The 26851-nt window shown below is 66.3% G+C and carries 23 protein-coding genes; 9 read left to right on the top strand and 14 right to left on the bottom strand.

Annotated features, from left to right (window positions below; all coding sequences use genetic code 11):
• Positions 1-507 precede the first annotated feature (507 nt).
• Positions 508-2319 carry an EAL domain-containing protein gene (locus EO174_RS16265; RefSeq protein ID WP_126945909.1) on the top strand — a complete coding sequence of 604 codons (1812 nt, stop codon included), beginning with the start codon at positions 508-510 and terminating at the stop codon, positions 2317-2319.
• Between the two features lie 124 nt (positions 2320-2443).
• On the opposite strand, the gene EO174_RS16270 is transcribed toward EO174_RS16265, so the two are convergent.
• From EO174_RS16270 to EO174_RS16285, 4 genes are all read right to left on the bottom strand, one after another.
• Positions 2444-3142: a DUF1349 domain-containing protein gene (locus EO174_RS16270; protein ID WP_104648743.1), complete on the bottom strand. Its 699-nt coding sequence runs from the start codon at positions 3140-3142 to the stop codon at positions 2444-2446.
• Between the two features lie 134 nt (positions 3143-3276).
• Positions 3277-4197 carry a M14 family metallocarboxypeptidase gene (locus tag EO174_RS16275; RefSeq protein WP_126945912.1) on the bottom strand — a complete coding sequence of 307 codons (921 nt, stop codon included), beginning with the start codon at positions 4195-4197 and terminating at the stop codon, positions 3277-3279.
• A 461-nt stretch (positions 4198-4658) separates the two neighbouring features.
• A complete protein-coding gene (locus tag EO174_RS16280) occupies positions 4659-4916 on the bottom strand; it encodes a KGG domain-containing protein (RefSeq protein ID WP_024940389.1) in 258 nt (85 codons plus the stop codon).
• A 334-nt stretch (positions 4917-5250) separates the two neighbouring features.
• Positions 5251-6381: an NAD(P)/FAD-dependent oxidoreductase gene (locus EO174_RS16285; RefSeq protein WP_126945915.1), complete on the bottom strand. Its 1131-nt coding sequence runs from the start codon at positions 6379-6381 to the stop codon at positions 5251-5253.
• A gap of 233 nt (positions 6382-6614) precedes the next feature.
• Here EO174_RS16285 and EO174_RS16290 point away from each other — a divergent pair, with 233 nt between their 5' ends.
• Genes EO174_RS16290 through EO174_RS16315 form a run of 6 tightly spaced genes read left to right on the top strand, consistent with a single transcriptional unit; the run spans position 6615 to position 12628 of the window.
• On the top strand, positions 6615-7799 hold the full coding sequence (locus EO174_RS16290; RefSeq protein WP_126945918.1) for a glycosyltransferase: 1185 nt from the start codon (positions 6615-6617) through the stop codon (positions 7797-7799).
• Positions 7800-7851: 52 nt separating this feature from the next.
• A complete protein-coding gene (gene rfbF / locus EO174_RS16295; RefSeq protein WP_047125361.1) occupies positions 7852-8625 on the top strand; it encodes a glucose-1-phosphate cytidylyltransferase in 774 nt (257 codons plus the stop codon).
• 4 nt (positions 8626-8629) lie between these two features.
• Positions 8630-9679, top strand: a complete 1050-nt coding sequence (locus EO174_RS16300) for an SDR family oxidoreductase (protein ID WP_119131977.1) — start codon at positions 8630-8632, stop codon at positions 9677-9679.
• Positions 9676-10257, top strand: coding sequence for a dTDP-4-dehydrorhamnose 3,5-epimerase (gene rfbC, locus EO174_RS16305; protein WP_126945921.1), 582 nt, complete (start codon positions 9676-9678; stop codon positions 10255-10257). The genes EO174_RS16300 and rfbC overlap by 4 nt, the downstream gene beginning before the upstream one ends.
• Positions 10254-11555, top strand: coding sequence for an SAF domain-containing protein (locus tag EO174_RS16310; protein ID WP_104648736.1), 1302 nt, complete (start codon positions 10254-10256; stop codon positions 11553-11555). Before rfbC ends, EO174_RS16310 begins: the two co-directional genes overlap by 4 nt.
• Positions 11556-11587: 32 nt before the next feature.
• Positions 11588-12628 (top strand): acyltransferase, encoded by a 1041-nt coding sequence (locus EO174_RS16315; RefSeq protein WP_241240035.1) that lies wholly within the window; start codon positions 11588-11590, stop codon positions 12626-12628.
• A 56-nt stretch (positions 12629-12684) separates the two neighbouring features.
• Here the strand turns inward: EO174_RS16315 and cobA are convergent, their stop codons facing one another.
• The 7 genes from cobA to EO174_RS16355 form a co-directional block, all read right to left on the bottom strand.
• The gene (gene cobA / locus EO174_RS16320) at positions 12685-13431 is read right to left on the bottom strand and encodes a uroporphyrinogen-III C-methyltransferase (RefSeq protein WP_181901222.1); all 747 of its coding nucleotides are present in this window, start codon (positions 13429-13431) and stop codon (positions 12685-12687) included.
• Between the two features lie 68 nt (positions 13432-13499).
• Entirely contained in the window at positions 13500-16298 is a 2799-nt protein-coding gene (locus EO174_RS16325; protein ID WP_164740239.1) for a nitrate reductase, read from the bottom strand.
• Positions 16295-16660, bottom strand: coding sequence for a nitrite reductase small subunit NirD (gene nirD, locus EO174_RS16330; protein ID WP_164739054.1), 366 nt, complete (start codon positions 16658-16660; stop codon positions 16295-16297). The genes EO174_RS16325 and nirD overlap by 4 nt, the downstream gene beginning before the upstream one ends.
• Complete coding sequence (nirB, locus tag EO174_RS16335; protein ID WP_241240036.1) at positions 16657-19074, bottom strand: nitrite reductase large subunit NirB; 2418 nt, start codon at positions 19072-19074, stop codon at positions 16657-16659. The genes nirD and nirB overlap by 4 nt, the downstream gene beginning before the upstream one ends.
• Positions 19075-19132: 58 nt before the next feature.
• Positions 19133-20302, bottom strand: a complete 1170-nt coding sequence (locus EO174_RS16340; protein WP_180497010.1) for a nitrate/nitrite transporter — start codon at positions 20300-20302, stop codon at positions 19133-19135.
• Between the two features lie 1065 nt (positions 20303-21367).
• Positions 21368-22450 carry a CmpA/NrtA family ABC transporter substrate-binding protein gene (locus EO174_RS16350; RefSeq protein ID WP_126945933.1) on the bottom strand — a complete coding sequence of 361 codons (1083 nt, stop codon included), beginning with the start codon at positions 22448-22450 and terminating at the stop codon, positions 21368-21370.
• Positions 22451-22454: 4 nt separating this feature from the next.
• Entirely contained in the window at positions 22455-23027 is a 573-nt protein-coding gene (locus tag EO174_RS16355) for an ANTAR domain-containing protein (RefSeq protein WP_024940396.1), read from the bottom strand.
• A gap of 82 nt (positions 23028-23109) precedes the next feature.
• Here EO174_RS16355 and EO174_RS16360 point away from each other — a divergent pair, with 82 nt between their 5' ends.
• Positions 23110-24108, top strand: coding sequence for an NAD(P)-dependent oxidoreductase (locus EO174_RS16360; RefSeq protein WP_126945936.1), 999 nt, complete (start codon positions 23110-23112; stop codon positions 24106-24108).
• 25 nt (positions 24109-24133) lie between these two features.
• Here EO174_RS16360 and EO174_RS16365 read toward each other — a convergent pair whose 3' ends face one another.
• From EO174_RS16365 to EO174_RS16375, 3 genes are read right to left on the bottom strand one after another with little or no spacing between them, the layout of a single operon-like run.
• Entirely contained in the window at positions 24134-24496 is a 363-nt protein-coding gene (locus EO174_RS16365) for a hypothetical protein (protein WP_126945939.1), read from the bottom strand.
• Entirely contained in the window at positions 24480-25049 is a 570-nt protein-coding gene (locus EO174_RS16370) for a molybdenum cofactor guanylyltransferase (protein WP_115677144.1), read from the bottom strand. The genes EO174_RS16365 and EO174_RS16370 overlap by 17 nt, the downstream gene beginning before the upstream one ends.
• Positions 25050-25095: 46 nt before the next feature.
• Positions 25096-26349 carry a molybdopterin molybdotransferase MoeA gene (locus tag EO174_RS16375; protein WP_126945942.1) on the bottom strand — a complete coding sequence of 418 codons (1254 nt, stop codon included), beginning with the start codon at positions 26347-26349 and terminating at the stop codon, positions 25096-25098.
• A gap of 210 nt (positions 26350-26559) precedes the next feature.
• Here EO174_RS16375 and EO174_RS16380 point away from each other — a divergent pair, with 210 nt between their 5' ends.
• Positions 26560-26850: a hypothetical protein gene (locus EO174_RS16380; RefSeq protein ID WP_115677146.1), complete on the top strand. Its 291-nt coding sequence runs from the start codon at positions 26560-26562 to the stop codon at positions 26848-26850.
• The last annotated feature ends 1 nt before the right edge of the window (position 26851 follow it).

The following is a 26851-nucleotide window of genomic DNA, read 5'->3' on the forward strand; positions in this document are numbered from 1 at the left end:
AACACTGCCCACGACGCACGTCGAAATTGTCGATTGGTTTGCTCGTGCCCGCCAACGTTATCCAGCCGCCTCATGCGATGGTCACCGCACGTCTGGCTGGTTGCATCTCGCTAAAAAAAAGGCATTTGCTCGCATAAGGAGCGAACCATGCCTGGAAGAGTCCGAATACCTGACGGTGATTTGATGCGGCCACCGAGCTGCTGGCGAACCGGACCATTTGATTGACGATCGCGCACTTGATGCTGCGCTGCAGAAGCAATTTCCGGCATCGGCTATCACACTCTGCCGATGAATGAGTCCGCTTTCATCATTAAGACCACCGCCAACCGTCGACGCCGATCAGCGATTACGGTATTTGTGTGCAGGCGTTCCGTCGGTCCGGTTTATGGTCGTGCTCGATAGTGCGGACGGAGTTTATTGAAGCGAGCCGGATTACTTCAACGGCGTGACACCGGATGATCGTCACCTGTCGATGACCTCGGTTTGTTTCTAGTAGCCATGCGGTGTGTGATGTTCAACACGGAATCTGACGACATGACGCTTGCTTTGGACCCCAAACGGCAGGAACAGCACTTCGACTGGTCAGGTGTGCCGATCGACCTGGGCGGCATGGAGCCGCTCGATCAGATCGCGCGCCTGCTCTGCCATGCACTGGTTGCGCCCGCGGCTGCATTGACCATCGTCGAAGGTGGTCGCGTGCGCGTGCTGGCGGCGCGCGGCATCAGTACCGAGCATGTCGAGCAAGCCATCGAACTGTGCCGGCATGCGTCTGCCGCGGCCAACGGGGTGAGGGAACTGATCGAACCTGCCGCACTTGCGCCGATCCAGTTGGGCGACGCTGCCTTTCCGGGCCTGCCGGCACGGTTTATCGCGTGCGTCCCGGTGGGTGCGCCGCAGACCGGCGTGTCCGGCACCTTGTGCGTGATCGACACGCGTGAGCGTCTCCTGGCCAGCCAGGAACACCAGCAGCTGTTGATGTTCGCCAACGTGGCAGCGGCGCAGCTGGAGCTGCAGTTCGGTGCCGGGCGGCGCGAACCGCATAGCGGCTTGCTCAATGCACGCCAGCTGCAGTCGGATCTGGATGCCCTCGCCTTCGGCAGCCACTGCGTGCCCACCATTGCCGCCTTCATCGAGGTCTATGACACCCAGGCAGCCAATGAAGCGCGTCAGGCGCTGGGCATGCAGCCACTGGAGGAACTGGTGCGCCACGCCAGCTATGTGCTGACGCGCGCATTGCGCGGCAAGGCCACCGTCTATCACGTGGCACCGATGCGTTTTGCGTTCTTCCTGTTGAATTCCGCGCCCGACGAGATGGAGGACCTGTTGCTCGATCTGCGCGACATGTTGCATGCACCGATGGATGCGGCCGGCATCCCGATGTCGTTGACCTTTCATGCCGGCGTGGTGCGCTTTGCACCGCAGCAGCCGGACACCAACGATGTCATGCGCAAGGGGCTGGTGGCGCTGGGCGATGCGATCAGCAACCACGCCATCGTGTGCTGGTACAGCGCCTCCCACGACGATGCGATCCAGCGCTCGTACCGGCTGGCGCTGGACGCCGAAAAAGCCCTGGAAGCGGGTGATTTCCGCCTGGTCTTCCAGCCCCGGATCAATCTCGAGGACCTGTCGGTGACCGGCTTCGAGGCACTGCTGCGGTGGCGGCATGCCAGCCTGGGCCCGATCGGCCCGGACGAATTCATCCCGTTGTTCGAAAAGACCGCCTTGATGTGCACCGTCACCAACTGGGTGATCGAGCACGCGTTGGTGCAATTGGCCAGCTGGCGCGCGCAGGGGCTGGATTTTTCCATGTCGATCAATCTGTCCTCGCGCGATTTTGGCAACCTCAATCTTGCCGCAGACCTCATCCACCGCTGCCGGGAACTGGCCATTCCCACCCAGCGGATCGAGCTGGAAATCACCGAGGGCCGCTGGCTGCGCAGCAATGTGGAGGCGGTGCCGCGGCTGCGCACCCTGCGCGACGCCGGCATCAGTGTGGCCATCGACGACTTCGGCACCGGCTACAGCAACTTCGGCTACCTCACCGAGCTGCCGGTCAACGTCCTCAAGCTCGATCGCTCGTTGGTGACCGGCATCGCCACCAAGGCCGGCATGCAGATGCGCGCCGAGGCGGTGGTACGCCTGGCCAGTGCGCTGGGATATCGCACCGTGGCAGAAGGCATCGAACACGCCGACGAAATTGCACTGCTGCGCAGTTGGGGATGCGACGAAGCACAGGGGTATCTGCTGGCCCGGCCGATGGAGGCGGAGCTGGTCGCCGCGTATGTGGCAAACGCGGTGGCCGAGCAGCGCTTGCCGTGATGCGATGTATCCGGGGCGCGCCATGCGCGCGCATCTGCAGTGATCGATGCGCGCAGTACCGCCCTCGCCTCCTGCAGTGAGACACGTGGCAACGCAGCGCGCATGCTGCGTTGCCACGCGGCGATCAACTCAGATCGTGCAGGTCCTTGCCCAGCGGCGGACCAAGCGTCCAGTCGGAAAAACGCACCTTCAGCCCGGCACGCTCCGGCGTGCAGCACATCGGCCCGACCTGATATGCCTCGGCAACGGGAAACGGGCAAAGCCTCACCAGCGGCCAGGTCTTTCCGTCGGCCGATACCTGCAGACGCAGGACGCCGTCGGCAACGGTGGCGCGGATCCAGAAATCCTTGGGGTCGCCCTCGTAGGGGCCGGTCGCCCAATCGGAGACCGGGTTGGTCAACACGCTGCTGAGCATCGCACGGCCATCGCTGAGCTCGATACCCGCCTTGACCCAATGCTGCTCGTCCACGCGCACCATGATGCCGGCCTGATCGTAGAGCGACTCGTATTGCGCGCGCACCCGCAGCTGTGCAGTGAAGCGCGCCGCGGCGGTGAGGCCGAGAAAATGCCCGCTATCGCGGGTAAACCCGTAATGCGTCTTGCGCCAGAAATCGGTGGCCTTGTCGGTGACCACATCCAGTGTGCCGCCGTCGATCGCGACGGTGCGTGGCCGATTGAGCCAGCTGCCATCCTGCCACTGCGTGTGCTGTGCCATCGTGTTCTCCGTGTTGGGTTGCCTGGCAAGCACGCCGCCGCTGATGGCCATTCCCATCGCGCCGCCCAGCAGGCGTCTGCGTGCACTGTCTATCGCATCGTGGGTCATCCAGTGTCTTCCATGCATTTGACGAACTGCATAGTCTAGCCGCGCAGTGGGTCAACGCGCATGCGCTTGCGCAGCGGTGCAGATGCTGACGTCGCCGTGGCGGCAGCTCCGATGCGCGCTGCCGGCCCGTGCTGTCAGTGATGTGCGAGCGCGTAGTCCAACGCCGCGCAGATGGCCGCCACCTGCGCGGCATTGCACTGCGCAGGTGTCGCGCGTGGGCTGTCCGGATACACCTCGGTGGTGGTGCGATACCGTGCGCCGGTGATGCCCGCGCACAAACCCAGACGCCGCACCGGGTAATTGATGACGCCATGCGCGACCACCGCTGCGCCGATGATCTGGCCGTTTGCATCGGCAGGTGCGATATGAGTGACCTCGGCGACGGCGGCAATGATTGCCTGCTGAAACTGCGGTTGCGGATCTTCGCTGTCGCCCACCAGGTAGAAGCCATCGGGAATGCTGCCAGGCACGAAGTCGACGCCGTCACGTGCGGCCAGGGCCGGGCGAAATTCGCTTTCGTCGCTGTCGGTGGTTTCGTGCAGGTCGATGTGCACCAGCGCCTGCCCGGCCACTGCGGCGACCAGCTGCATCAATGCCGCCGACTCGGCGGCCGGGCTGTCCGGGCGAAACGCACGATTGGGGTCGATGGCATCGGCATTCCAGCGCTGGACCCGCTCGTAGCCCCACGGATTGACACAGGGCGCCACCAACAGATTGAGCTTGCCTGCGTAGGCTGCGGCACGGTGCTGCAGGAATTGCAGCGCACCTTGCACGCCGCTGGTTTCGTAACCATGCACGCCACCGGTCACCAGCGCCCACGGCAACGCGGCGTCCCAGCCTGCGCTGCGCAGCGCAATCAGCGGATAGTGCTCGGACGCCGCCTGGATCGTTCCGTAAGGCACGCGCTCGAGGCTGGCATCCAGCGCATCGATCACCTGCACCACATCCGTCGCATGACTGCGCTGACGCCGCTGGCGTGCCCGCCATGCGGCGCGCTCTGCATCGCCCCAGGGTTGCCCTGCAGTGCCGATCGGATACGCCAAGCGGTCTGTCATTCCAAGTGCCATCCAATGAAAAGACGGCCAGGGTAAGCGCTTCACGCTGGGTGGTCCATTCGGCGGCTGGCGCGACGCCCATGGCCCGCAAGGCCGAGTCCGGTTGCAGGCCGGCGCTGCTGAAAATTCTGCAGCGGATGCAAATCCTGCATTCGCTTGCGAAAACACAGCAGGCAATTGCGAAATATTTCCCTGCAATCGATAGCGTGCGCACGGCAATCAGTGAAAAAACTTCCGACACCCCGGTGATGCATTGCACATCAACATCTGCGTCACGTCTGGAACAACTCAAGCAAGGCGAAAGTCGTCGAACACGCTGCGCAGCTGCAATCGATTGTTCATGCCTTTCTGGTGGCCTGGCGGCCACGTCCGCAAAACGACGCAGGCCCCGCACGTCGCGTGCAGGGCCTGCGGTCCCGCTGCAGCAAGAACGGCGCGCCGGATGCGCGCCGCACTCTTACCTAGACGGCCTCTTCCTGAGGTTTGGCCTGCTTGGAACGCCCCCCCTTGCTGCCGATCCGCGACATGTGATCGCGATCGCGGCTCACGGCCTGGCCGCCCTTGCGGCCCGCTTCGCGTGCTTCGTCGCTGGTGAATTCGTGCGCATTGCCACTGGCATGCGCTGCCTTGCCGCCACTGCTCGCCAACACGCGGCGCTTTTCAGGATCCAATGCGGCAAAACCGCGCCGGCTACGAGTACTGCTTTGTCCGTCTTCCACTGTGCCTCCTCTCGATGCGTCGATCACGCCACTGGTAGGGGGGGTAACGCAACTATCGTGCCAACACGCAAAGCCAGGCGAGACGGTGCAGGGCCGCACGTTGCAGGAAAAAACAGCTGCGCTCGCTGTGCAAATCTTGCACTCCCGGTGATGGCTGGCCGACGCGTCGCAGGCCAGATGTAGATAGCGCTACCAGTGCCCCGGCGCGCGCGCCTGATCGCGCCGATGCCGATGCTGCCCGACACCATCTCGGCATGCAGCATCGGCAGAGCATCGATGTCCTCGCTCGCCCAAGGAACCAGCGAGCCGGAATCAACGCCAGGGCGCGGCGACGTCAGGCCGGCAGCGCGGGAACGGTGCGCCCGGCAGCCAGCAATGCGGCCACATGCCGCGCGATGCTCAGGCAACAGGTCAGGCCTGGCGACTCGATGCCGAACAGGTTCACCAGGCCGGCGATGCCGTGCATGGACGGACCATCGATACGGAAGTCGACCGCCGCCTCGCCTGGTGCGCTGATCTTCGGGCGGACGCCGCAATAGCCGGGCTGCAACGCGCCGTCCGGCAGGCCAGGCCAGTAACGCCGGATCGCTGCGGCAAACCGCGCGGCATGGCCTGGCGCGCAGTGATAGTCGGGCTGCGCGACCCACTCCACGTCGGGGCCGAAGCGCGCACGCCCGTGCAGATCCAGCGTGAGATGCACACCCAGGCCACCGGGTTCGGGCATGGGGTAGATCAACTGCTGGAATGGCGAGCGCCCTGCCAGCGTGAAGTAACTGCCCTTGGCGAAATAGCCGCGCACCTGCGCATGCGCTGGCAGGCCATCGATCCGCGCGGCCAGCGGCGGTGCACCATGACCTGCTGCGTTCACCAGCCAGGCACAGGACAGCCGTGCCGATGGCTGACCTGCGACGGTCACGCGCAGCCCTTGCGCAAGCGGCTCGACCTGGTCGACGTATGCACGCAGCGCCACGGTGGCGCCATGCGCTTCGGCATCGCCCTGCAACGCCAGCATCAGCGCATGGCTGTCGATGATGCCGGTGGTGGTGGACTCCAGCGCCGCGACGCAGCGCAGGGCCGGCTCGCGCGCCTGCATGTGTGCCGCGTCGAGCGGCAGCAACCCGTGCGCGCCGCCGGCAATGGCGCTGCGGTGCAGCCGATCAAGCTGCTCGCGCTGGCCGTGGTCGCAGGCGATGATCAATTTGCCGCAGCGCCGATGCGGCACGTGGCGCTGCTGGCAGTACGCGTACAACAGTGCATTGCCGCTGATGCATAACTGCGCCTTCAACGAACCGGCCGGATAGTAGAGCCCGGCATGGATCACCTCGCTATTGCGTGCGCTGGTCCCGGTGCCGATGGCGGCTTCGGATTCCAGCACCAACACCTCGTGCCCCCGCATCGCCAGCTCGCGCGCAATTGCCAGCCCCACCACTCCGGCACCTATCACGATGCACTCGACGTCTTGCATGGCCGTTCTCACACGAGGGTCGATCAGTCTATACGTCTGCTGGAACGCACAGGATTGTTGTGATCGCCATCACTTTTTTCTCACAAACCAACCCTATATTCGGCTCGACACATGACGTAAATCACGTTACTCGACGCTACAGACGTTTCCCGCATTTGCGGTGTGCATTCTTCCCCCACCCGAGCGCGCGCTGTCGCGTCCGGTTCGAAGCTGCAATCACCGAAGGAGTTTGAATGGACGCAACGCGTTCGGTCCTGCTTGCCTCCAATTACGAGGCATGGCCAGAGGCCTTCAATGGGCAGGCGTATGCGTTGCTCAACGTGATCCGCAGTCTGGAACACGCGCAGTTGCTGTGTCCACCCGCGGCCGAGTACACCCGCGGACGCGGCGTCAATCCCGGCGTGTCGTATCTGCTCAACGAACTCACACACCGTGGCGCCTCTGCGCTGCAACGGCTGAGTGGGCGGCCTGCGCTGTCCAACGCACAGCCCCGGGTGGTCGAACAGGACCATGACCTGTTCTTCTACGTGTGCCAGTTCCCCAGGGAATTGGGCACGCTGGCCCGCATCAAGGGATGGCGCGAGCGCTGCCGTACCCGCGTGGTGTATCTGCTGGAAACCTGGCCGGAATTGCTGGACTCGCAGAAGGCCGAGCTGAAACTGCTGGACCAGTTCGACCATGTCTTCGTGCTCAACGCCAGTTGCGTCGATGCGCTGCGCCGCTACACCAGCACCCCGGTGTCGTTTCTGGCCAGCGCCTGCGACACACTGCTGGCGACGCCATTGCCGCGGCCGCCACAGCGCTGCATCGATGTGGTCAGCATCGGCCGGCGCATGCCGCAGGTGCATGCGCATTTGCTGGCACATGCACAGGCCAACCCCGATTTCTTCTATCTGCACGATGTGCTGCGCGGCGGCGCGGTGCAGGACTGGGCGGCACATCGGCTGCAGTCGGCCGCCATGATCAAGCGCGCCAAGTTCTTCATGGCGCACGACTTCGTGGTCGACACCCAGGGAGTCTTCAAGGGTGTGAAAAAACAGGCGCTGGCAACACGCTATTTCGAAGGTGCCGCCGGCGGCGCGGTGATCCTCGGCTCCGCGCAGGCATGTCCGGAATTTGCCCAGTACTTCGATTGGGAAGACGCCGTGATCGAGCTGCCGGCCGATGGCGCGGAGATCGGCCCGTTCCTACGCGATCTGGAGCAGCAGACCGAGCGCCTGGAGCGTGCCCGTCTGCACAATGCCGTGCAGTGCCTGCGACGGCACGACTGGGCACACCGGTGGGCGCAGATCCTGCAGACGCTGCAGTTGCCGCCCCCGCCGCTGATGGCCGAGCGCCTTGCCATGCTCGACAACCTGGCCACGATGGCCGAACAGGCCGCCTGCCCGCCGGCGATCGCGCTGAGCATGACCGCCTAGCGCCTTATCGCACTGCGCCGCGACCAGCGGCGCCTCAGTTCAAGGATCAGCAATGAAAGCAGTCATTCTGGCAGGCGGCCTGGGAACGCGCATTTCCGAGGAAACCGCCATCCGCCCCAAGCCGATGGTGGAGATCGGCGGCAAGCCGATCCTCTGGCACATCATGAAGATCTACGCGCACCACGGCATCCAGGATTTCATCGTCTGCCTGGGCTACCGCGGTGAGGTGATCAAGGATTTCTTCATGAATTACCACATGCGCGAATCCGACGTCACCTGCGACCTCGGCAGCAACACCACCACCTTGCACAACACCCGCGCCGAGCCCTGGCGCGTGACGCTGGTCGATACCGGCGCACAGACCATGACCGGCGGCCGGTTGCGCCGCGTGCGCGAACATCTGCGCGAGGAGGCCGCGTTCTGCATGACCTATGGCGATGGCGTGGCCGATGTGGACATCACTGCCGCCATCGCGCTGCACCAGCGCGAAGGCCGCATGGCCACGGTCACCGCCGTGCAACCGCCCGGCCGCTTTGGCGCCCTGCGGGTGGAAGGCGAGCAGGTCACCGGATTCCGCGAGAAGCCGCTGGATGGCGATGGCCTGATCAACGGCGGTTTCTTCGTGCTCGATCCGCGCGTGATCGACGTGATCGAGGGCGATGCCACCGTGTGGGAGAACAGCCCGCTGGAAACGCTGGTCGATCGCGACGAGCTGAGCGTGTATCGCCACGACGGCTTCTGGCAGCCGATGGACACGCTACGCGACCGCAATCATCTCGAAACCCTCTGGTCGTCCAATCGCGCGCCCTGGCGCGTGTGGGAGTAACAACATGCGTATTCTGATCACCGGCAACATGGGCTACATCGGCCCGGTCGTGGCCGCGCATTTGCGTCAGCGCTATCCGCAGGCCTGGTTGGTGGGGCTGGATCGCGGCTGGTTCGCGCACTGCCTGTCCGACCCACGCCGCCTGCCGGAAGTGGTGCTGGACCAGCAATGGTTCGGCGACGTGCGCGATCTCACTGCGCAGCAGTTGCAGGGCTTCGACGCGGTGGTGCACCTGGCGGCGATCTCTAACGATGCGATGGGCAAGCGTTTCGAGCTGGTCACCGATGCGATCAACTGCCGCGCCAGCGTGGCGGTGGCGCAGGCGGCCGCGCAGGCCGGCGTGGGGCACTTCGTGTTCGCCTCCAGCTGCAGCGTGTATGGCGCCGCCGCCGATGGCACGCCACGGTCGGAAACCAGCGCCATCGCACCGCTGACGGCGTATGCGCATTCCAAGATCGATACCGAGCGTGCGCTCGCACAGCTGGACACCGACATGGTGATCACCTGCCTGCGCTTTGCCACCGCCTGCGGTGCCTCGCCGCGTCTGCGGCTGGATCTGGTGCTCAACGATTTCGTCGCCAGCGCGGTGGCCAACGGCACCGTGGAGGTGTTGTCCGATGGCTCGCCCTGGCGGCCGTTGATCCATGTGCGCGACATGGCGCGCGCCATCGACTGGGCAGTGAGCCGTACGCCCGCGGCCGGCGGGCAGTTCCTGTTCGTCAATGCCGGGTCGGAGCGATGGAACGTGCAGATCCGCGATCTGGCCCATGCAGTCGGCGTGGCGATTCCCAGTGCGCACGTTGCAATCTCCACCAGCGCGCCGACCGACAACCGCTCCTATCGCGTGGACTTCTCCCTGTTCGAACGCCTGGCGCCGGAACATCAGCCGCAGGAAACCCTGCGTTCGACCATCACCGAGCTGCGCGACGACCTGCAGCGTGCCGGGTTCAACGATGGCGACTTCCGCCAGCGGTCGGACTTCATTCGTCTGCGCATCCTGCAGCAGCTGGTCGACACAGGCGCCCTGGCACCGGATCTGAGGGTGGCGGCATGATCTTCCACCCCACCCCGCTGGCAGGCGCGTTCGTGGTCGAGCCGCAGCAGCGTGGCGATGAACGCGGCTGGTTCGCACGCGTGTTCTGCACCCAGGAGATGGCGCAGGCCGGCCTGGTCGATCAGTTCGTGCAGGTCAACAACTCGTTCAATGCGCAGGCCGGCACCCTGCGCGGCATGCATTACCAACTGCCGCCCGCCGCCGAGGTCAAGATCGTGCGCTGCATCCGTGGTGCACTATGGGATGCGATCGTGGACCTGCGCCCGGATTCACGCACGTATCTGCAGTGGTACGGCATTGAATTGACTGCCGACAATCGCCTGGCCCTCTACGTGCCGCGCGGCTTTGCGCATGGCTTCATCACCCTGCAGCCGCAGACCGAGGCGTTCTACTTCGCCAGTGCGATGTACACGCCGCAGGCCGAGCGCGGCTTGCGCTGGAACGATCCGCGCCTGGGCGTGCAGTGGCCGCTCGAACCACAGCTGGTGTCCGACAAGGATGCCGCCTGGCCGGACTTCAACGAACACCAACACGGCATCCCCACCCTTGCCGGACTCACCCAGCGGGAGCGCGCATGAACATCGATCGTCTATTGCAGGCCCGTGCTGTCGAAGGCCGCCCATTGCGTGTCGGCCTGTACGGCGCCGGCTTCATGGCACGCGGCATCGTCAACCAGATCGCGCACTCGGTGCCGGGCATGCGGGTGTCGGCGATCTGCAACCGCAGCGTGGACAAGGCACTGGAGGCCTACCGCCAGGCCGGCCAGCACGCGCGCGTGGTGGATGGCGCCGGCGAGTTGAAGCGCCAGATCGCTGCCGGCATTCCTGCGGTGACCGACGACCCCGCACTGCTCTACGAATGCGATGGGCTGGATTGCCTGATCGATGCCACCGGAGCCATCGACTACGGCGCGCGCATCAGCCTGGGCGCCATCGCCCATGGTCGCCACATGGTCACGATGAATGCCGAACTCGACGGCACCGTCGGCCCGCTGCTCAAGCGCAAGGCCGACGCGGCCGGGGTGATCTTCAGCGCCTGCGATGGCGACCAGCCCGGCGTGCAGATGAACCTGTACCGGTTCGTACGCTCGATCGGTCTGACGCCGCTGCTGTGCGGCAACATCAAGGGCCTGCAGGACCCCTATCGCACACCGGCGACACAGGCCGGTTTCGCCGCGAAATGGGGCCAGGACCCGCATATGGTCACCAGTTTTGCCGATGGCACCAAGATCAGCTTCGAGCAGGCGATCGTGGCCAATGGCACCGGCATGTCGATCCTGCAACGCGGCATGACCGGCCATGAGCATCGCGCACATGTCGACGAACTGACCCGGCGCTACGACATTGAGGCCCTGCGTGCGGTGGGCGGGGCGGTGGATTACGTGGTCGGCGCCCTGCCCTCGCCCGGCGTGTTCGTGCTGGCCAGCCACGACGATGCCAGGCAGCAGCATTACCTCAATCTCTACAAGCTCGGCGAAGGCCCGCTGTACAGCTTCTACACGCCGTACCACCTGTGCCACTTCGAGGTGCCGCTGTCGGTGGCGCGGGTGGTGCTGCTGGGCGATGCAGTGCTGCAACCCCTGGGCGCGCCGCTGGTGGAAGTGATTGCCACCGCCAAGCGCGACCTGGCCATCGGCGAGACCATCGACGGGCTCGGCGGCTACATGAGCTACGGCCAGTGCGAGCGCGCCGACGTCACCGCAAACGCAAGGCTGCTGCCGATGGGCGTGGCCGAAGGCTGTGTGCTCCGCCATGCGGTGCCCAAGGACCAGGTGCTGACCTACGACGACGTGCAGTTGCCGGCCAATCGCCTGATCGATCGCCTGCGTGCCGAGCAGGCCAGCGTCTTCGCCGACGCTGCGGAACTGGCTGCCTGAGCGCGCAGACAGCGGACTGCGGCCGCGTGCCGATGCCGCAGCCGATGGCCGTGCTGCCTGCCCGTCCCACCATCGGCGTGCTGCAGGCCGGGCGTGCGCTGGCCGCCACGATGGTGGTGCTCAGCCACAGCGTGCTGCCCACCACGCACCTGGTGCAGCCGTTACCGGCATGGCTGGCCGCGGCGCTGGCGCACGGCTACCTGGGCGTGGATTTCTTCTTCGTGCTGTCGGGCTTCATCATCTACTACGTCAACCATGCCGGTGCGGGCACGCCGGGCTGGAGCCGCGATTACGCCGGCAGCCGTCTCAGCCGCATCTATCTGCCGTACTGGCCGGTGGGGATCGCGCTGGCGCTGGCCTATACGCTGCGGCCCAGCCTGGATGATGGCGACACCGGCTGGTCATGGCTTGCCACGCTGACCCTGCTGCCGGTCGGCGGCCAGTCCGCATTGGGCGTGGCGTGGACGCTGGGCTACGAGCTGGTGTTCTACGCACTGGCGTGGCTGTTCTTCCGCAGCGGGCATCCGCTGCGCTGCGCGCTGCTCTGGGCGGGCCTGACGCTGTTGCATGCCGCCGTTGGCGCGCCGTTCGCGCAGCCGGTGGAGCTGTCCTGGCGGGCGTTGCTGCTGCATCCCATCACGCTGGAATTCGTGTTCGGCATGCTGGCGGCACGCGCGGTCTTGAGCGCTGCACCGTGGATGGTGTGGGTCAGCCATGCAGTTGCGGTGGTCGCGTCCGCGTGCTTCGTGCTCGATGGCATGCAACGCGTGCATTCGCCGCTGTTCGGCCTGGCGCTCGCCGGCGCAGTGGTCGGCCTGGTGCGCGCGGAGTGGCGTGGCTGGCTGCGTATCGGCCCGGTGCTGCTGTTGCTCGGTAATGCGTCGTATGCGATCTACCTGGTGCACATGCCGCTGATGTCGCTGGTGGCACGCACCACGCGGCGGATGGGGCCGCTGGCCACCTGGCCGGTGAACCTGCTGCTCAGCGTGGGCGCCGCACTGCTGCTCGGCGTGCTCTATCACCTGTGCTACGAGCGCATCGTGTTGCGGCATGCGCGCCGCGTTCTGCGTTGAAGCGTCACGATGCCGCCGCGCGTGGATTGGCGCGCGCGGCGGTCCGCAGATCGCGCTCAGCCCACCGCCTGCTCCAGTACCCTGCCGACGCGATCGTCGCACTGCGCTGCCGCCTCGGATAAGGCAGCGCCCACCAGCAGCAGGGTCGGCAAACCGGGCAGCATTGCCGCAGCGGTAATCCCCAGCTCGCCCAGCGTGGTGAGCCGGCGTTGCTGCTCGGGCCGGGTGGCGGCCTGCACGATGGCCGCCGGCGTGCTGGCCGGCAGATGCACCAGCAAGGCGCTGGCCAAGGCCTCGGCACGCCGCAGGCCCATGTAGATGCCCAGCGTCGTGCCGCTGGCGGCCAGTGCGCCCCAGTTCGGTTCGCCGTGATCGTGCGTATGCGCGGTGACGAACGTGATGCCATGGCAATGGCTGCGATGGGTCAGCGATACCTCCAGCGCGGATGCCGCGGCGAATGCGGCACTGACGCCGTTGATGATCTGCACGCCCACACCGGCGCGGCGCAGGAAGCTGATCTCCTCGCCGGCGCGCCCGAACAGCAGCGCATCGCCGCCTTTGACGCGCACCACGCGCAGGCCCTGCAAGGCGTAGCGCCGCATCAGCCGGCAGATGAAATCCTGCGGCGTCGAGCGGCAACCACCACGCTTGCCGACCCGGATCACCCGCGCCTGTGGCGCGAGGTCGACGATCTGCGGGTTGGCCAGATCGTCCAGCAGCACCACTTGCGCGGCCGCCAGCGCCTTGACCGCCTTGACGGTGAGCAGGTCCAGATCGCCGGGGCCGGCGGACAACAACACCACATCACGTACGCAGGAAGGAAGGACTGACATGAGAAGGTCTCGCAGGATGTGGAGGTCAGGAAGGCCGCTCAGGCGTGCCGTGGTTGCCGGCACAGCCGGGTGAGTTGCGGGACACAGGAGCCGCAGACCGTGCCGCAGCCAAGGCGTTGCTTGAGCTGGGGCAGATCGGCACCGTCGTCGATGGCGGCATGGATCGCAGCAGTCGAGACCTGCATGCAGCTGCAGACGATCGGGTCGCTGGGCGCGCCCTGCGTCTGCGCAAACACCGCCAGCCGCGGACCACGCCACGGCAAGCCTGCCAATGCGGTGCGCAGTAATGCCTGGTTGGCCTCGCTGGGCTGCGCTGCGGTGAGCAGCAGGCCGTCGATATGGCTGTGGCCATCCTGCATGCGCCAGCCCACGCGACGCATCAGCCCGCGGCGCAGGTCGCGGTACTCCAGCACGTCGGCGCCGGCCGGCAACTGCAGCGCCGCAACCAGACGATCGAGCCAGCCGGCATCCGGGGCGCGCTCGCAGGCCGCATGCAAAACCGCCCAGTGCCCGCCGGCCCCGGCCAGCGGCTCGGCATGCAGCCGCAGCGATGCATAGCCGCAATCGCGCAACAGCGGCTGCAGCGCCTGTTGCAGGGCCAACGCATCGCCGCGCCGCGCCGCCAGCAGATGCCAGCCGAACACCGCCTTCTCCACCCGCACCGCCGCATGCTTGAGCTCGGGCTGCTGCGAGCGCGCGTCCACCGCCGGGCTGCTGACTTCGTTGATGCCGCCGCTGGACAGGTGCTGCCCGCTCCAATGCATCGCGGCAAACACGGTGCCCGAGCGCAGCTCGTCGGAGAGTTCCAGCGGCAGCACCAGCGCACCGCGCTTGCTGGCGATCTGCACCAGCTCGCCAGCGACCAGGCCGCGTCGCGTCGCATCGTCCGGATGCATGCGCAAGGCCGGTTCGGGGCTATGCGCAAACGCTGCCGGCACGCGTCCGCTGCGCGACATGCCATGCCATTGGTCGCGCAGCCGTCCGGTCAGCAGCCGCATCGGGAAACGTGCCGAGGTCGGCTCGGCCACCTTGCGATACGGCGTGGCGTGGAAGCGCGCGCGCCCGTTGCCGGTGGCGAACACGCCGTCGGTATAGCGCCGTGCCTGCCCGTGTGCGGCGCCGGCAGGGAATGGCCACTGCTGCGGCCCGCCATCCAGCATCGGGTAGTCCAGCCCGCCGATATCCAGGTCACGGCCCACCGTCAACGCGCGATGCTCGTCGAAAATCTGCGCGGCGCTGTCGAACCCGAACAGGCCTGCGCCGCTCGCTGGTGCAAGACGCGCTTCGAGCCGGCGCGCCACTTCACTGGCGATCCACCAGTCCGCGCGCGCCTGGCCCGGCGCGTCCACCGCCTTGCGCACGCGGGTGATGCGACGCTCGGAGTTGGTCACGCTGCCGTCCTTCTCGCCCCAGCTGGTGGCCGGCAACAGCACGTCGGCATACGGCACGGTGTCGGTGCCGGAGAACGCGTCCTGCACGATCACCAGCTCGGCCTGTTCCAGTGCGGCGCGAATGCCATCCACCTCCGGCATCGAGTGCACGGGGTTGGTACACACAATCCACACCGCCTTCAGGCTGCCGGCACGCAGGCGCTCGAACAACTGCACGGCCGATGTGCCGGCCGTGGCACTCAGCCGGCCGGCCGGCAGATGCCACAGGCGTTCCAGCTCCGCACGGTCCTCGGCATTGCCGATCTCGCGATGCGCCGCCAGCATCGTCGCCATGCCGCCGACCTCGCGCCCGCCCATCGCATTGGGCTGGCCGGTCAGCGAAAACGGGCCCGCACCCGGCTTGCCGATCTGCCCGGTCGCCAGATGCAGGTTGATCAGGGCCAGGTTCTTGTCGGTGCCCTGCGCGGACTGATTCAGGCCCATGCAGTACAGCGACAAGGCCGCCGGGCTGCGCCCGAACCACTCGGCCGCCTGCACCAGGTCCTCATGCGAGATACCGCAGATCTCGGCGCTCATGCGCGGGGTGTATTCGCGCAGCAGGTGCTTGAGTGCGTCGAAGTCCTCGGTATGGGCCGCAACGAAACGCGCATCCACCAGACCCTCCCAGATCAGGTGATGCAGCATGCCGTTGAACAGCGCAACGTCGGTTCCGGGCTCGATTGCCAGGTGCAGGTCGGCCATGGCCGCGGTGTCGGTGCGACGCGGGTCGATCACGATCCAGCGAATCCCGGGATTGCGCGCGCGTGCATCTTCCAGGCGGCGAAACAGCACCGGATGCGCATACGCCATGTTGCTGCCGGCAAACAGCACGGTCTGCGCCAGCTCCAGATCCTCGTAGCAGGTCGGCGGGCCGTCGGCGCCCAGCGCGAGCTTGTAGGCGGTGACCGCACTGGACATGCACAGCCGCGAATTGGTGTCGATGTTGTTGGTGCCGAGCAGGCCCTTGGCGAGCTTGTTGAAGACGTAGTAGTCCTCGGTCAACAACTGGCCCGAGAGATAGAACGCCACCGCATCCGGGCCATGCTGCTCGATGATCGCCGCCAGCTTGCCGGTGACGTGGTCGAGCGCCTGATCCCAGCTCACCGCCGCCCGCGGCGCCTGCCGATGACGACGCAGTTCGGGCGCGAGTACGCGCCCCTGGGTGCTGGCGACGGTCTGCGGCAAGGCCAGGCCCTTGCTGCACAAGCGGCCATGATTGGCCGGATGCAGCGGGTCGCCTTCGATCCCGACGATGCGTTCGCCAGTGGCATCGTGCTCGCTGTGGATCAGCACCCCGCAGCCCACGCCGCAGTAGCAGCAGGTCGAGCGCGTGATGCGATGCATCGGCGCGGGCGTCTGCAGCGGCACCGCCTCACCGGTCAAGGGTCGCTGCTGGCCGTCGCTCATGCGGCCGGCTCGGCGACGGCATCCGGCAGCGATACCGGCTGCAACACGATCCACACCGCATCGGCCTCCACCTTGACCGGGTAGCGCGGCGCGCAGCCCACATCCGGTGCACAGGCCTGGCCGCTCTGCAGGGCGATCGCCCAGCCGTGCAACGGGCAGGTCACCGTTTCGCCGGCCACGATGCCCTGCGACAACGGCCCGCCCTTGTGCGGGCAGCGGTCGCGCAACGCAAACACCTGGTCGCTGGCGGTGCGGAACAAGGCGATCGGCGCAATGCCGTCGACTTCGAGCACGCGCGCGCCCAATGCAGGCAGGTCCTGCAGCGCGCACACGCGGATCCACGGGGTCTGCTGCATGTTCATTCCTCCACCGTCACGGCCGGCGCGGCGATGCGCAGCGGTTGGTACTCCTGCCGACGTTCGCCGGCGATACGCGCCTTCCACGGGTCGACCAGGCCTTCCAGCGAATACAGCAGGCGCTCGTACAAGGCACGTCGGTTGGCCGCGTCATCCACCACTTGTGCGCGGATGTAATCCAGCCCCACCCGTGCGATGTAGTGCACGGTGCGATCCAGGTAATACGCCTGCTCGCGGTACAGCTGCAGGAACGCGCCGGTGTATTCGCGCACGTCCTCGGCGGTGCTCACCTTGACCAGGAAGCGCGCCACTTCGGTCTTGATGCCGCCGTTGCCGCCGACATGCAGCTCCCACCCCGAGTCCACCGCGATGATGCCGACATCCTTGATGCCGGACTCGGCGCAGTTGCGCGGGCAGCCGGATACCGCCAGCTTCACCTTGTGCGGGCTCCACATATTGGCCAGCATGGTTTCCAGGTCGATGCCCATCTGCGTGCTGTTCTGGGTACCGAAACGGCAGAACTCGCTGCCCACGCAGGTCTTCACCGTGCGGATCGACTTGCCGTAGGCGTGGCCGGAGGGCATGCCCAGATCGCGCCACACATCCACCAGGTCTTCCTTCCGGACCCCGAGCAGATCGATGCGCTGGCCACCGGTCACCTTGACCATCGGCACGGCGTACTTGTCGGCGACATCGGCAATGCGGCGCAGCTCGCCGGCATTGGTCACCCCGCCCTTCATCTGCGGAATCACCGAGAAGGTGCCGTCCTTCTGGATGTTGGCGTGCGCACGCTCGTTGATGAAGCGCGATTGCGGATCGTCGATGGCCTCGTGCGGCCAGCTCGACAACATGTAGTAGTTGATCGCCGGCCGGCAGGTCGCGCAACCATTGGGCGTGCGCCATTCCATGAAGGCGTAGGCCTGTGCATGGGTCAGCAACCTGTGCTCGCGAATGGCGCGACGCACCTCGCCATGGCTCAGATCGGTGCAGGCGCAGACGGCCTTGGTTTTCGGCGTTTCCTGGAAGTTGGAGCCCAGGCAGTTCATCAGGATCTGCTCGACCAGCCCCGTGCACGAGCCGCAGGAACTGGCCGCCTTGGTGTGCTTCTTCACCTCATCGACGGTGAACAGCCCCTGCTCGCTGATGGCTTTGACAATCGTGCCCTTGCACACGCCGTTGCAGCCGCAGACCTCGTCGCTGTCGGCCATCGCACTGGCGCGGTCCTGTCCGCCGGTGCCGGCATCGCCGAGTGCGCTCTCGCCGAAGATCAACTGGTCGCGCTGCGCCTGGATCGGCGTGCCGTCCTTGAGCAGCTTGAAGTACCAGCCGCCATCGCTGGTGTCGCCGTACAGGCAGGCACCGACCAGCACATCGTCGCGGATCACCAGCTTCTTGTAGACCCCGCCAGCCGGATCGGACAGCACGATCTCCTCGCAGCCATCGCCGCCCATGAAATCGCCGGCCGAAAACAGGTCGATCCCGGTGACCTTGAGCTTGGTCGAGGCCACCGAACCGCGGTAGATGCCGATGCCGAACTGCGCCAGGTGGTTCGCGCACACCTTGGCCTGCTCGAACAACGGTGCCACCAGGCCATACGCGATGCCGCGGTGGTTTGCGCACTCGCCCACTGCGTACACGCGCGGATCGAAGCTCTGCAGGCTGTCATTGACCACGATGCCGCGCGCGCAATGGATGCCGGCTTCTTCGGCCAGGCGGGTGTTCGGGCGGATGCCCGCTGCCATCACCACCAGATCGGCCGGGATCTCGCTGCCATCGGCGAACTTCACGCCAATCACCTCGCCCTGCGCATTGCCCAGCAATGCACTGGTCGCCGTGCTCAGCCTGAACTCCAGCCCGCGCGCGCGCAGTGCCTGCTGCAGCAGATTGCCGGCCACCGGGTCGAGCTGGCGCTCCAGCAACCACCCGGCCAGATGCACCACGGTCACGTCCATCCCGCGCAGCTTCAGGCCATTGGCCGCTTCCAGCCCAAGCAGGCCGCCACCGATCACCACGGCGTGCCGCTTGCTGCGCGCGGTCTCGATCATCGTGCGCGTGTCCTGGATATCGCGGTAGCCGATCACACCGTTCAAATCGTTGCCGGGGATCGGCAACACGAACGGCACCGAACCGGTGGCGATCAACAAGCGGTCGTAGCCGGCCTCGGTGCCATCGGCGGCGATCACGCGGCGACGCACCCGATCGATGCGCGTGACCTCCTTGTTCAAGTGCAACTGGATGCCGTTGTCCCGATACCACTGCAACGGATTGAGCACGATATCGTCGAACTCCTGCTCGCCGGCCAGCACCGGCGACAGCAGGATGCGGTTGTAGTTGGGGTGCGGCTCGGCCCCGAACACGGTGATCTGGTACATGCCCGGCATCAGCTTGAGCAGTTCCTCCACGGTACGGATGCCGGCCATGCCATTGCCGATGACGACGAGTCTGGGTTGCTTCATTGCCTGGATTCCTGTCGACATGTCAGACCCGCGCCGCGCCGGCGCTGGACCATTCGCTACGCCACTGCGTCTTGACCCCGGCCAGCAACGCCCAACCACCGAGTGCGAACGCAGCGAACACCCACATGCCGATCGCGTAGCTGCCGGTGTGCTGCTTGAGCACGCCCAGGCCCGCAGCCAGCGCAAACCCGCCGATGCCGCCGGCCATGCCGATCAAGCCGGTCATCACGCCGATGTCCTGCGCAAACCGCTGCGGTACCAGCTGGAACACCGCGCCATTGCCGGCGCCCAGGCACAACAAGGTCAGCACGAACAAGGCCAGCGTCACCATCGCACCGCCCGCACCGACACCTGCGATGCCCACCAGCGCAGCCACCAGGAGATAGACGGTGAGCAAGGCACGCGTGCCGCCAACGCGGTCCGCAATCACGCCGCCCAACGGGCGCATCACCGACCCCGCCAGCACGCAGGCAGCGGTCGCCCAGCCCGCAGTGCGCGCATCGAAGCCGAACTGGTCGTGGAAGTAGCCCGGCAACGCGCTGGCAAACCCGGAGAAACCGCCAAAGGTCACCGAATAGAAAAACATGAAGCGCCAGGCATCGCGGTTGCCCACCAGCACGCGGCCGTAGTCGGACCAGCGCTTGCGTGCGACCGGTGCCGGCGCCTCCTTCGCAATCAAGACAAAGACGATCAGCGTCAGCAGCAACGGGATGCATGCCAGTCCGAATACATTCTGGTAACCGAACGCCAACGCCAGCATCGGTGCGAACAACGCCGCCAGCACCGTGCCGGAATTGCCCGCACCGGCAATGCCCATCGCCGTGCCCTGATGCTCGGGCGGATACCAGCGCGAGGCCAGCGGCAGCGCAACCGCGAACGAGGCACCGGCAATGCCGAGCAACACGCCCAGCAGCAACACCTGCCCCATGCTGTGCACGCCGAACTGCCAGGCACCAAACAACGACGCGATCACCGCAAGCTGTGCGGCAACGCCGGCACGCTTGGCACCGATACGGTCGGCCAGCATGCCCAGCGCCAGCCGCAGCACGGCGCCGCACAGGATCGGCACCGCCACCATCAGGGCGCGCTGCTGCGTATCCAGTCCCAGCGATTGCGCAATCGGCACCTGCAGCGGACCGAGCAGATACCACACCATGAAGCTCAGGTCGAAATACAGGAAGGATGCGAACAAGGTGGGCGTGTGCCCGGATCGCCAGAACGAGCGCTGCATAGAGACCTCTTCGAATGCGATGGCCAAAAAAAACGGCGCCCCTCCGGTAAAACCGGAAGGACGCCGTTGTCCTGGATGCGTGCGGATCTCCGTTGATCCGCTGCATCGTGTGCGTGTTGTTGCAGGTACGCCGTTGCACCTGCACGTGAGTGCCAAGCAATCAACGTGCCAACTTGCGCACCCGGGCATCATGCCGTTGCAAGTCACTGGAAAATGGTAGCTTTCTTGCAATGCCTGCAGTTCGCCAACGATCTGTCGAGGAACGGATGCAGCGTGCCGTTCCCGGCTTTCGTGCGCCGATGCACCAATAGCGTGCGTCGGTTGGTGCGCGCCCTGCCCCATCGCATGGCTAAGAGCGCCGAATACATCTGGTGCACTACAAGGGCGAGTTGTCCTTATTAGATGCAGTCAAATGTTCAGGTCAAAAGCTTGGCTAGTCGAGGGCGCGATGCCCTCGCCGCCTGCGGGACATGCCGTGAATCCATCCGTGGAGGCTCGGTGGCGGCCTCCATGCCGCCAGACGGTCCCGCAACCGGCGAGGACACCGCACCAGGAAGTTGATCGGCTGCCCTTTCTTAGAGTCTTTATTCAACTTGCGCCGGGCAGATGAGAAGTTTGTGGGGTGCGTATCGAAGATCTGTCTGCCGCCCGGCCTGCGTTGGGAAGTCGATCTAACGCACTGTGATCCGAACAACGCATCTCATGCCCTGCTTGCAACCACACACCGACCATCTCGACTGGCCCTTGCCCGCTCACCGTCGCGGGACCCTGAGCGGCATGGATGCCGCGCCGGAGCCTACAAGGACGTACTTGCGGCGTGTCCTGCGATGGTGGGCGGGCAAGGGCCTGCAACCAAGCGGCAGACCACATGCCTCGCGCTGTTGCGGTTGCCGTTGCGGTTGCCGTTGCGGTTGCCGTTGCCGTTGCCGTTGTAATTTTTGCCGCTGCTTCCGCTTCTGCCCGATCCAATGCATCCAGCCAATGCACTCCGGCTGGCTGGCCGCACGACCCTCTTGTCAGCCACGCTCAGCGCGAATCGAACAACCGATTGCTGCGGTGATCGCCCTCCGGCACGGCCACGCCGATGCGTGCGGCCGCGCGCCGATAATTGTCCAGTCGATGGATGTCGCGCAGCCGCGCGATGTCGTCTTCCTGGATGTCATGCCAGCCCCAGCGTTGAAACTGGGTCAGGAACCACTCGCCGTCCGATAGCCAAGGCATGTTGACCGCGCCATCGCGGTGAAAGGCCAGCGCCGTCCCATCGTTCGCAGATGCCTTCGCATCGGCATCGGCATCGGCATCGGCGTCGAGGCAGGCCGCCAGATGCGCAGCCGACACACCGATATGCTGCGGCTCGGCCAGCCACTGCGCACATTGCGCGCGATTGGCCGGGTCCGCATCCAGCCAGCGGCAGGCCTCCAGCACGCAGGCGGTCAGGCGTTCGGTCAACTCGGGTTGCAGCGCGGCGAATTCACGCCGGCAGGCCAGCACTTTTTCCGGATGGCCGGCCCACAGCTCGCCACTGCGGATCACCCGTCGACCACTGCCCTGCGCCTGCGCAACCGCCGCCCATGGCTCACCGGAGCAATAGCCATCGACCAGGCCACTGGCCAAGGCGTCCGGCATCTGCGGCGGCGGGATGCTGAGCACCTCCACTTCGCGCATCGGGTCCACGCCGCGTGCGGCCAGCCAGTAGTACAGCCACAACGCATGCGTGCCGGTGGGGAAGGTCTGCGCGAACACGGCGCGGCGACCCAGGCTGGCCAGCGCCTGTGGCAAGGTCTGCCCGTCGGCCAAGGCCTGTGCGAGCGCAGGTGCCAGCGTGATCGCCTGGCCGTTGTGGTTGAGCGTCAGCAACAGCGCCATCGGGCACTGCGGCCCGGCAATGCCCAGGTCGATCGCATAGACCAGGCTGGCCAGGGTGTGCGCTGCATCGACCTCGCCCGCCAGCAGACGGTCGCGTACGCCGGCCCAGGACGCCTGCCGTTGCAAATGCAACTGCAGCCCATGCACGTGATCCAGGCCCAGTCGTTGCGCCGCCACCAAGGGCGCGCAATCGATCAGCGGCATGTAGGCCACGCGCAGTACGGGGAGGTCGGCTTGGCTCATGTGGTCATCCCAGCAACTCGGCCATGGCCACGATGCGTCGCGCCACTTCGGCCAGTTTGACGCCCTGCTTCATCGCCTGCTGGCGCAGCGCCGCGTAGGCGTCGGCCTCGCTCAGGCCGCGTTTTTCCATCAACAGGCCCTTGGCGCGATCGATCAGCTTGCGGTCCTGCAGCGCCTGCTGCACATCGTCCAGGCGCTTGCGCATGCTGCTTTCCTGCGCAAACCGCGCAAGCGCCACCTGCACGATCGGCGCCAACCGCGCCGGCGCCAGGCCATCGACCACATAGGCAGTGACGCCAGCGCCGACGGCCGCATGGATCAAGGCATCGTCGCCATCGCCGGAAAACATCACCACCGGGCGCGGCGCGTGGGCATGCAGCATCGACAGTTGCTCCAGGGTGTCGCGCGAGGGCGAGTCGACATCGATCACCACCACGTCCGGCTGCTGGCTCTGTACCGCATGCAGCAAGGCACCGACCGATGCCACATCGTCGAGCACCGTGTAGCCGGCGCGCGTCAATGCCTGACGCAGTTCGCCGATCGGCTTTTCGGTATCGTTGACCAGCAGGACACGCATTGGCGGCAGCGAGGCGTGGACGTGGCCTGATGGTGCCATGCAACATGCCGTCGATGCGAGCCATCCTTTCGGAGTACGTCTGATGCCGTTGTTCCCGTTGTTCGCAAACCTGCAGGCGCGCGCCGTGCTGGTCATCGGCGGTGGCGAAGTCGCCACGCGCAAGGTACTGGCGCTGCTCAAGGCCGGTGCGCACATCCGCCTGTACGCGCATGCGCTCTCGCCCGAACTGGCAGAGCTGATGCAGGCCGGCCGTTTCGAACAGTTGGGCGGCCAGTTCGATCCCGCCTGGATCGATGACGTATGGCTGGTGGTCGCCGCCACCGATGATGGGGAGTTGAATCAACGTGTCGCCGCTGCCGCCGGTGCGCGTCAGCGCCTGGTCAACGTGGTGGACGATGCGGAGCTGTCGACCTATCAGGTGCCGGCCATCGTGGACCGCGATCCGCTGGTCATCGCCATTTCCTCCGCCGGTGCCGCACCGATGCTGGCACGCCGCCTGCGCGAACGGCTCGAGCGCGAACTGGATGTCTCGGTCGGTCGCTTCGCCGGCCTGTTTGCGCGTCACCGCGAGCGCATCCGCAGCCAGTTCCCCGACATGAATCGGCGCCGGCGCTGGTTCGACCGCGTCATCGACGGCAACGTGCCGCTGCTGCTGCAGGCCGGCAACGACGACGCGGCCGAAAGCGCCTTCATCGCCGCACTGGACGACGCCGGCGCGGTGCCGGCGCGTGGCAGCGTGCAACTGGTCGGCACCGGCCCGGGCGATCCCGGCCTGCTCACCCTCAAGGCGCTGCGCGCGATGAATCTGGCCGACGTCCTGCTGATCGGCGACGACATCCCCGAGGCAGTGCTGGAACTGGCAAGGCGCGATGCCTCACGCCGCGGCTTGCCGCACGATGCCGCTACACAACACGATCTATTGCTGGAACTGGCCACCGAAGGCCTGCACGTGGTCGCGTTGCGCAGCGGCGTCGGTTACAGCGATACCGATGCTGCCGCAATCGATGCCGCGCTGCAGGCGCGTGGCCTGGCGTGCGAGCGGGTGCCCGGCATTGCTGCGCGGCTCGAAGCCGACGCATGAGCGGTGTGCGCGTGTAGCCACCGCCTCAGGTTTTCGGAAAGCGCTTGCGCGCACTGTCGCGCACATCGATATCGAAGGTCACCTGCAACGCCGTCTGTTCGGCGTGGCCAGCACCGGCGTCGAAGCTGAAGCGCAGTCCCTCGCGGCTGGGCAATTGCCGTGCATGGTCTTCCAGCACATCGCGCGGCACCGACAACTGCCAATGGTCGGTGGCGCAGTTGCAGGCTGCGTGACCGCCGGTCAGGCTCACGCTGTGGCGCACCAGTCGCGCGCCCTGCCCGCTCGGCAAGCGGCTCAGATTCTCAACACTACGCCCGGCAAGCAACTCGGCCAATTCGGCTTCGTCGATGCGAAAGCGCAGCTGCTGACCTTCAATCTGGATTTTCATGGATGAGCTGACTCCACTGCTCGGGCGTATTGCAATTGACGAACGCGGCGCGTTCGCTGGCGGTGACAGCCACGCGATGGCACTGCAATGCGGTCTGCAGGGCGCGCAGCGAGCGTGACGGCCCGGCGCCGGCCATCAGCGCAGCGAGTGCCTCACGCACAGCGGCATCCAGGTACAGCCGCATCGGCAACATCTGGTCTTCGAAGGCAACGCAGCGCTGATGTGGCGGGGCCAGCAGCCGCTCCAGCAATGCCCTGGACAGCAGTGGCATGTCGACCGGGACCACCACCAGCGTCACTGCATCGGCCAGCCGATCGATGACGCTGGCCAGGCCGCCAAGCGGCCCCAGGTCCGGCTGCACGTCGGCAATCCCGGCATAGCCCGGGCGATCGCCGCTGATCACCACATCGCGCGCGCCGGCATCACGCAGCAAGGCCTGCATGTGCTCCAGCAATGGACGGCCGTGCCACTGCAGCAGCGCCTTGTCCTGCCCCATCCGCGAGGACCGGCCACCGGCCAGCACCACACCCGTCCAGGCAGGCGTGGCGCTCATGCCGCCTGCCCGCCGGCACCACATCGCGCCACGTGCCGGCGCACGCTCATGGCACAAGCGCCGGTGCGGCCGGCTGCAGATGGCCCAGCCCGAACACCTGCGCCGTCGTCGCGGGCGCGGCGCCCGCGTCCTGCGGTTCCAGCACTGCCCAGACATTGGCCTGCAGCAACGGCGCCACGCGGAACGACTCCTGCTGCGGCAGGATCTGCACGCAGAGCACGCCGGCAGCGCTGCAGGTCAAGCGTGCGCGCAGGTGCTGCCGCCAGAGTGGCCGTGCCTGCATCGGCGTTTCCAGCGCAACCTGCAAGCCGCGCTCGGCCGGCATGCCAAGCAAGCCGCGCAACGCCGGCTCGACGAAAAAACGCAGCCCGGCGGCGCTGGCCATTGGATTGCCCGGCAGGCCGACATACAGCACGCCGTCCTCGAAGCGCGCCAGCAACACCGGCTTGCCCGGCCGCACCGCAACCTTGTGGAACAGCACCGCCGCGCCATGCCGTGCCAAGGCATCCGGCACGAAATCGTAGCGACCGCGCGACACCGCGCCCGTGCTCAGAATCACATCGGCGCCCGCATTGCGCGCCTGCGCAAGCGCCGGATCGAAGCCGGCAGCGTCATCGCCCACCTGTCCATGCCACACGACTTCGGCACCGGCTGCACGCAGCTGGCTGAGCAGATAGCTGCTGGTGCCATCGCGGATCTGACCAGGCTGCAGCAGCTGCGCCGGATCGCCGACCAGTTCGCGGCCGGTCGCAATCAGGGCCACACGCGGACGCCGCACCACCTGCACACGCGCACACCCCAGCGCGGCCAACAGCATCAGGTGGGCGGCGCGCAGCACGGTGCCGGCCGCGATCACGCGATCGTGCAAAGCCACATCTTCTCCGCGTCGCCGAATGTGCTGGCCGGCGTGAAGATCGGTGCGCAGACGGATGCGGCTGGGCCGTGGGCCATCATGCGCCAGCACGTCCACCTGCTCGATCGGCACCACTGCATCGGCACCCGCAGGCAAGCCGGCACCGGTCATGATTTCCCAAGCGTGGGCAGCCGCGATGCCACCGGCATCTTCACCTGCGGCAACGCTGCCGCCGATGACGTGTTCGCTGCCGGCGGTTGCACCGCGGCCGGCGGTGGACAACGCAAATCCATCCATCGCACTGTTGTCGAACACCGGCAGCTCGGCCGGACTCGACAAGGCCTGCGCAAGCACCCGTCCCTCGGCATCGGCACTGTCCACCCACTCGCCGGCAAGCACGGCGATCTGCTGGTGGACAATCGCAAGTGCGTCGGCGTAGCTGATCATGAGCAAGGCACGGTCGAGCGATGGATGACCTGGCTAGGATACCGGCCCCCGGCGCGGCCGGTACAGGCATGGCGGTTGCGGCATCGCTGCGTCCTGCTGCACGCACAAGCCTGTCTGGCCGATGGCGCGCGTCGCTTGAAGCCGCTAGAACGCCATGCCCACATGGCACCTCGCACTATTGCACGCCGTTCCCCACGGTAGCCGTTCCGCATGCAACCCGTCGACCTTGTGGGCTGGCTCGCCAGTACCATCCTGATTGCCACCTTGATCCGCCAGATCTACAAGCAATGGCGCTCGGACGCAGCGCACGGCGTGTCGCGCTGGCTGTTCATCGGCCAGATCAGCGCCTCGGTGCTGTTCATCCTCTACAGCTACCTGGTCGGCAATGCAGTGTTTATCGTCAGCAACGTACTGATCCTGCTGACCGCCCTCACCGGGCATGTGCTGCACCGGATCAAGCAGCGTCGGATGGAGCGTCGCCATGCAAGCGGGACCGGCTAAG

Origin of the sequence: Xanthomonas sp. BRIP62418 (assembly GCF_003993495.1) — a bacterium.
Classification (GTDB): domain Bacteria; phylum Pseudomonadota; class Gammaproteobacteria; order Xanthomonadales; family Xanthomonadaceae; genus Xanthomonas; species Xanthomonas euroxanthea.